This is a genomic window from Streptomyces silaceus (genome assembly GCF_001419745.1).
GTDB lineage: Bacteria > Actinomycetota > Actinomycetes > Streptomycetales > Streptomycetaceae > Streptomyces > Streptomyces silaceus.
In genome coordinates this window covers 1-5,220 of the sequence record NZ_LIRJ01000324.1, presented here as the reverse complement: position 1 = coordinate 5,220, position 5,220 = coordinate 1, and the positions used below count along the sequence as shown (strand labels likewise).

The window sequence follows — 5,220 nt, the reverse complement described above, 5'->3', positions numbered from 1 at the left end:
GTGCTGACCTTCGACGACGGCCCGGACCCGGAGTGGACCCCCAAGGTCCTCGACGTCCTGAAGGAACACCGCGCGCACGGAGTCTTCTTCGTCACCGGCACCATGGCCTCGCGCCATCCGGACCTCGTCCGGCGCATGGTCGACGAGGGCCACGAGGTCGGCCTGCACACCTTCAACCACCCCGACCTCTCCTACCAGTCCACGAGCCGCATCGACTGGGAGCTCTCGCAGAACCAGCTCGCGCTGGCCGGCGCGGCGGGCATCCGGACCTCGCTGTTCCGGCCGCCGTACTCCTCGTTCGCCGACGCCATGGACGACAAGTCCTATCCGGTGACGAAGTACATCGGCGGCCGCGGCTATCTCACCGTCGTCAACAACACCGACAGCGAGGACTGGAAGCGCCCCGGCGTCGACGAGATCATCCGCCGTGCCACGCCCAGGGGCGGCGAGGGCGCCATCGTCCTCATGCACGACTCCGGCGGCGACCGCTCCCAGACCGTCGCCGCGCTCGACCGCTTCCTGCCCGAACTGCAGAAGCAGGGCTACGAGTTCGGCAACCTCACCGAGGCACTCGACGCCCCCAGCGCGCACACGCGGGTCACCGGCGTCGAGCTGTGGAAGGGCAAGGCCTGGGTCTTCCTGGTCGGCGCCTCCGAGCACATCACCGACGGCCTCGTCGTCGCGCTCGCCGTCATCGGCGTGCTGGTCTTCACCCGCTTCGGCCTGATGCTGCTGCTGTCGGCGGTGCACGCGCGCCGGGTGCGCAGACGCGGCTTCAGCTGGGGGCAGCCGATCACGGAGCCGGTCTCCGTCCTCGTACCGGCGTACAACGAGGCCAAGTGCATCGAGGCGACGGTCCGTTCCCTGATGGCGAGCGACCATCCCATCGAGGTCGTCGTCATCGACGACGGCTCGTCGGACGGCACGGCGCGGATCGTCGAGGGCCTGCGCCTGCCGAACGTACGCGTGGTGCGCCAGCAGAACGCGGGCAAGCCCGCCGCCCTCAACCGCGGCATCGCCAACGCACGGTTCGACCTCATCGTCATGATGGACGGCGACACGGTCTTCGAGGAGTCCACCGTCCGCGAGCTCGTGCAGCCCTTCGGCGACCCGCGCGTGGGCGCCGTCGCGGGCAACGCGAAGGTCGGCAACAGGGACTCGCTGATCGGCGCCTGGCAGCACATCGAGTACGTGATGGGCTTCAACCTCGACCGGCGGATGTACGACATGCTGCGCTGCATGCCGACCATCCCCGGCGCGGTCGGCGCCTTCCGGCGCTCGGCGCTGGAGCGGGTCGGCGGCATGAGCGACGACACGCTCGCCGAGGACACCGACATCACCATGGCCCTGCACCGCGACGGCTGGCGGGTCGTCTACGCGGAGCGGGCCCGCGCCTGGACCGAGGCCCCGGAGTCCGTCCAGCAGCTCTGGTCCCAGCGCTACCGCTGGTCGTACGGCACGATGCAGGCGATCTGGAAGCACCGCCGCGCGGTCGTCGAGAAGGGGCCATCGGGCCGCTTCGGCCGGGTCGGGCTGCCGCTGGTCTCGCTCTTCATGGTGCTCGCCCCGCTGCTCGCGCCCCTCATCGACGTGTTCCTGCTCTACGGCCTGGTCTTCGGCCCCACCCAGAAGACCGTCGCCGCCTGGCTCGGCGTGCTCGCCGTGCAGGCGGTGTGCGCCGCGTACGCGTTCCGGCTCGACCGGGAACGCATGACCCATCTGATCTCGCTGCCCCTCCAGCAGATCCTCTATCGGCAGCTGATGTACGTCGTGCTGCTGCAGTCCTGGATCACCGCTCTCACCGGAGGCCGCCTTCGCTGGCAGAAGCTCCGGCGCACGGGAGTGGTGGAGGCGCCCGGTTCCATCCCGCGACAGCGGACCGGCGGCCGTGAACGGAGGCCCGTCGCATGAGTCACAGTCACGTACCCGGGGGGACGCGGCCGCTGCCGCAGATGCCGGCGCAGCAGGTGGGGTACCCCGGTGCTCCGGTGGCCCCTCCGGCGCCGCCCGCGCACTCCGCGCCGGTGCCGGGGCCGACCTCCGTCGCTGGTCCGGTCTCCGCCGCTGGCCCGGCTGCCCCGGCCCCGGCGGCAGGTGAGTCGGGCGGGGGCGGCGGACGCGACCGCTACCTCGACCTCCTGCGCTCGCTCGCGCTCGTCCGCGTCGTCGTCTACCACCTGTTCGGCTGGGCCTGGCTGACGATCATCTTCCCCTCCATGGGCGTGATGTTCGCGCTCGCGGGCTCGCTGATGGCGCGCTCGCTCAAGCGCCCGGCGTGGGGCGTGATCCGGGGGCGCATCCGCCGGCTCCTGCCGCCCATGTGGGTGTTCAGCGCGGTGGCGCTCGCCCTGCTGTTCGCGGGCGGGTGGAACGTCTCCGAGGACCCGGACCACGGCGGCACGTGGGGCCTGCTCAGCATGCTCAACTACGTCTTCCCGGTGGGGGCGCCGCCCTTTCCCTGGAACCTGGGGGACAAGGCGGGCCTCCTGGAGGACACCTGGCCCGCGCAGGCGGCGGGCCCGCTCTGGTACATCCGCGCGTATCTGTGGTTCGTGATCGCCTCGCCGCTGCTGCTGTGGGCGTTCCGGAGGCTTCCGTGGGCGACGCTGTTCGCCCCGCTCGCGCTGACGGCGGTGGTCGGCACGGGCGTCGTCACGATCCCCGGCGAGACGGGCAACACGATCTCGGACTTCGCGGTGTACGGCAGTTGCTGGGTGCTCGGCTTCGCGCACCAGGAGGGCGTGCTGGCACGCGTGCCGCGCTACCTCGCGGTGTCGGTCTCGGCCCTCATCATGGCCTTCGGCCTGTGGTGGGCGTCGGGTCATCTGGGCCCGGACGGCTGGGACCTGAACGACATCCCGCTGGCGCAGGCGACCTGGTCCTTCGGGTTCGTCGTCATCCTGCTCCAGTACGCGCCGTCGTGGCAGGAACTGCCGGGCCGCCTCGCGAAGTGGGACAAGCTGGTGATGCTCTCCAACAACAGGGCCGTCACGATCTACCTCTGGCACAACTTCCTGATCATGGCGACGGTGCCGATCATCGACCAGGCGTACGACCTGCCGTTCATGGAGGACGAGCGCTGGAGCTCGGCCCTGGACACGACGTACATGCTGTGGATGACGGTCCTGGTCTGGCCGTTGATCGGCCTGATGGTCCTGGCCGTGGGCTGGGTGGAGGACCTGGCGGCGAAGCGACGTCCGAGGCTGTGGCCGAACGGGACGAAGGGCTCGAAGGGCCCGAAGGGCAGGAGTGGTTCGCGGGGCAGCGGTGGTTCGCGGGGCCGCAGGACGGCGAAGACCTGACACGGCCTGACGCGGCGGGACATGGCCTGACACGACCTCCCTCCCCGTCACGGTTTCTTCGCACTCTTGACGGGACCTTTGCAGCGAAGAGGGCTGGGCGCCGGGTGACCGGCGCCCAACTCTCATGCGTTGTGCGACTGTTACCTCGGTACGGCGGCCCGCGGTGGCCCGCAATGAAGTGAAATGCGACTGTAAATGCCGCGGTTGGGCGCGAGGCGTTTGGGATCGGGACTGCGCGCAAAACCCCCGCGATTTACGCAAGTAAAGGTGCGCGACACCGAAAGGACCCGCACCGGGCGCCCCAGCCGCTCCCCACCCGCAAGGCATTGCAATCGCCAACTCCGCGTACGCGATGGAGCGTAACGATCTCGACGCACCCTGTGACCGGCTCATAGGCTGACGGCTCTTCCTGCCGCTCGCGAGGATCGAACCCGCGGGCCCGGCGGGTCCACCCTCTGCCAGGAGATCGCTTTGCTCTACCGCAAGACCGCGCTGCGCGCGGCCGCCCCCGTCGCCGTGCTCGCCCTCGCGCTGACCGCCTGTGGCGGCGGTGACGACAAGAAGTCGGACGACAACGCGAAGTCCGACGCCGCCTCGTCCCAGGCCAAGCCGAAGGAGGCGCCCGCGCTGGCGGCCGGCGAGAGCACCACGGGCAAGGTGAAGGAGGGCGACGGCACGGTCACGTACGACGTCGCCGCCGAGAAGGTCGACCTGGCCACGGAGGCGGAGACCAAGAAGCTGGTCTCCGACCCCAAGCGTGCCGAGGGCCTGGTCGCGGCGACCGCCCACCTGAAGTACACGCACAAGGGCGGCGCCCCCCTCACGGACACGCCCGACGCCCCGGACACCACGGAGATCTACGCGGACGGCGCGCGCGGCGGTCTCCTCATCGGCGCCGCCGAGGACGCCGCGGGCTGCGAGGACAAGCTGGACCTGGAGGGCTGGAAGAAGGGCGAGAGCCACGTCCTCTGCGAGACGTACCTGGTCCCGGCGGGCGCCAAGTCCCTTGAGGTCCACTGGGCGGAGAAGGACGGCGCGGACCCGGCGGTCTGGAAGCTCCCCGCGAAGTAGCGGCGAGGCCGGCGGGTTGTGGCGGGCGGGGGTACCTGGTGCTCCGGCCCGTTCCTGCACGCCGAAGCCCCACCCCGCCCCGCGCGACGAAGCTGCGCGCGGGGCGGGGTGGGGCTCGGTCGTCCCGTGGGTCCTGGCTCAGTAGCCGACCGCGAAGCGGGTGCGGGAGTGGGTCGGGGATTCGGCCTCGTCCAGGAGGGCCACCGCCAGGTCCTCCATCGAGATGGACGAGGTGCCGTCCGCGGCCACCGGGAGTTCGTCCTTGAAGAGGCGGAACTCGCCCGTGCGTACGCCCGGTTCGAAGAGGGCGGCGGGGCTCAGATAGGTCCAGTCGACGTCCGTGTCCGTCGTGCGGACCGCGTCGTACTGGGCGGTGGACGCCGAGGCGATGGCGCGCCAGGCCGTGGGAATGTAGCGCGTGTCGTCGATCGCGAGGACGCCCTCCGTGCCGGGGACCGTCAGGCTGCCGGCGCCGCCGATGACCAGGAGCCGGACGCCCGTTCCGGCCAGGCCCGCCAGGAGTGACCTGGAGATGGCGGGATGGTCGGCCTCGTGGCCGGGGGACGGTCTGGTCGCGTTGACGACCACATCCTGGTCCGCGCTCAACTCCCTTACCTCGGACGGATTCTTGGCGTCACCCGTGCGGTGCGTGGCGCCCGGGTGCAGCGCGGGGAAGCGGGCGGCGTCGCGGACGACGGCGGTGACCTCGTGGCCGCGGGAGAGGGCCTCGGCGACGACGCGGCTGCCCGAGTTGCCGGCTGCTCCGAAGACGGTGATGCGCATGGTGGTGGCTCCTTGGGAGTGGGTGGGCCGGGGGAAGTGTGGTGTGGGGTAAGGGAGTTACGCG

The 5,220-nt window shown here is 70.9% G+C and carries 4 protein-coding genes; 3 read left to right on the top strand and 1 reads right to left on the bottom strand.

The window, feature by feature from the left end; translation table 11 throughout:
- The 3 genes from AOK22_RS27375 to AOK22_RS27365 form a co-directional block, all read left to right on the top strand.
- Nucleotides 1-1,911: bifunctional polysaccharide deacetylase/glycosyltransferase family 2 protein (locus tag AOK22_RS27375; protein ID WP_055701391.1), on the top strand; the 1,911-nt coding region annotated here is incomplete at its 5' end.
- Nucleotides 1,908-3,302 (top strand): acyltransferase family protein, encoded by a 1,395-nt coding sequence (locus AOK22_RS27370; protein ID WP_244165034.1) that lies wholly within the window; start codon nt 1,908-1,910, stop codon nt 3,300-3,302. The genes AOK22_RS27375 and AOK22_RS27370, both read left to right, overlap by 4 nt.
- Nucleotides 3,303-3,773: 471 nt before the next feature.
- A complete protein-coding gene (locus AOK22_RS27365) occupies nt 3,774-4,373 on the top strand; it encodes a hypothetical protein (protein WP_055701389.1) in 600 nt (199 codons plus the stop codon).
- Between the two features lie 138 nt (nt 4,374-4,511).
- Here the strand turns inward: AOK22_RS27365 and AOK22_RS27360 are convergent, their stop codons facing one another.
- Nucleotides 4,512-5,156 carry an NAD(P)-dependent oxidoreductase gene (locus tag AOK22_RS27360; protein WP_055701388.1) on the bottom strand — a complete coding sequence of 215 codons (645 nt, stop codon included), beginning with the start codon at nt 5,154-5,156 and terminating at the stop codon, nt 4,512-4,514.
- Nucleotides 5,157-5,220 lie beyond the last annotated feature (64 nt).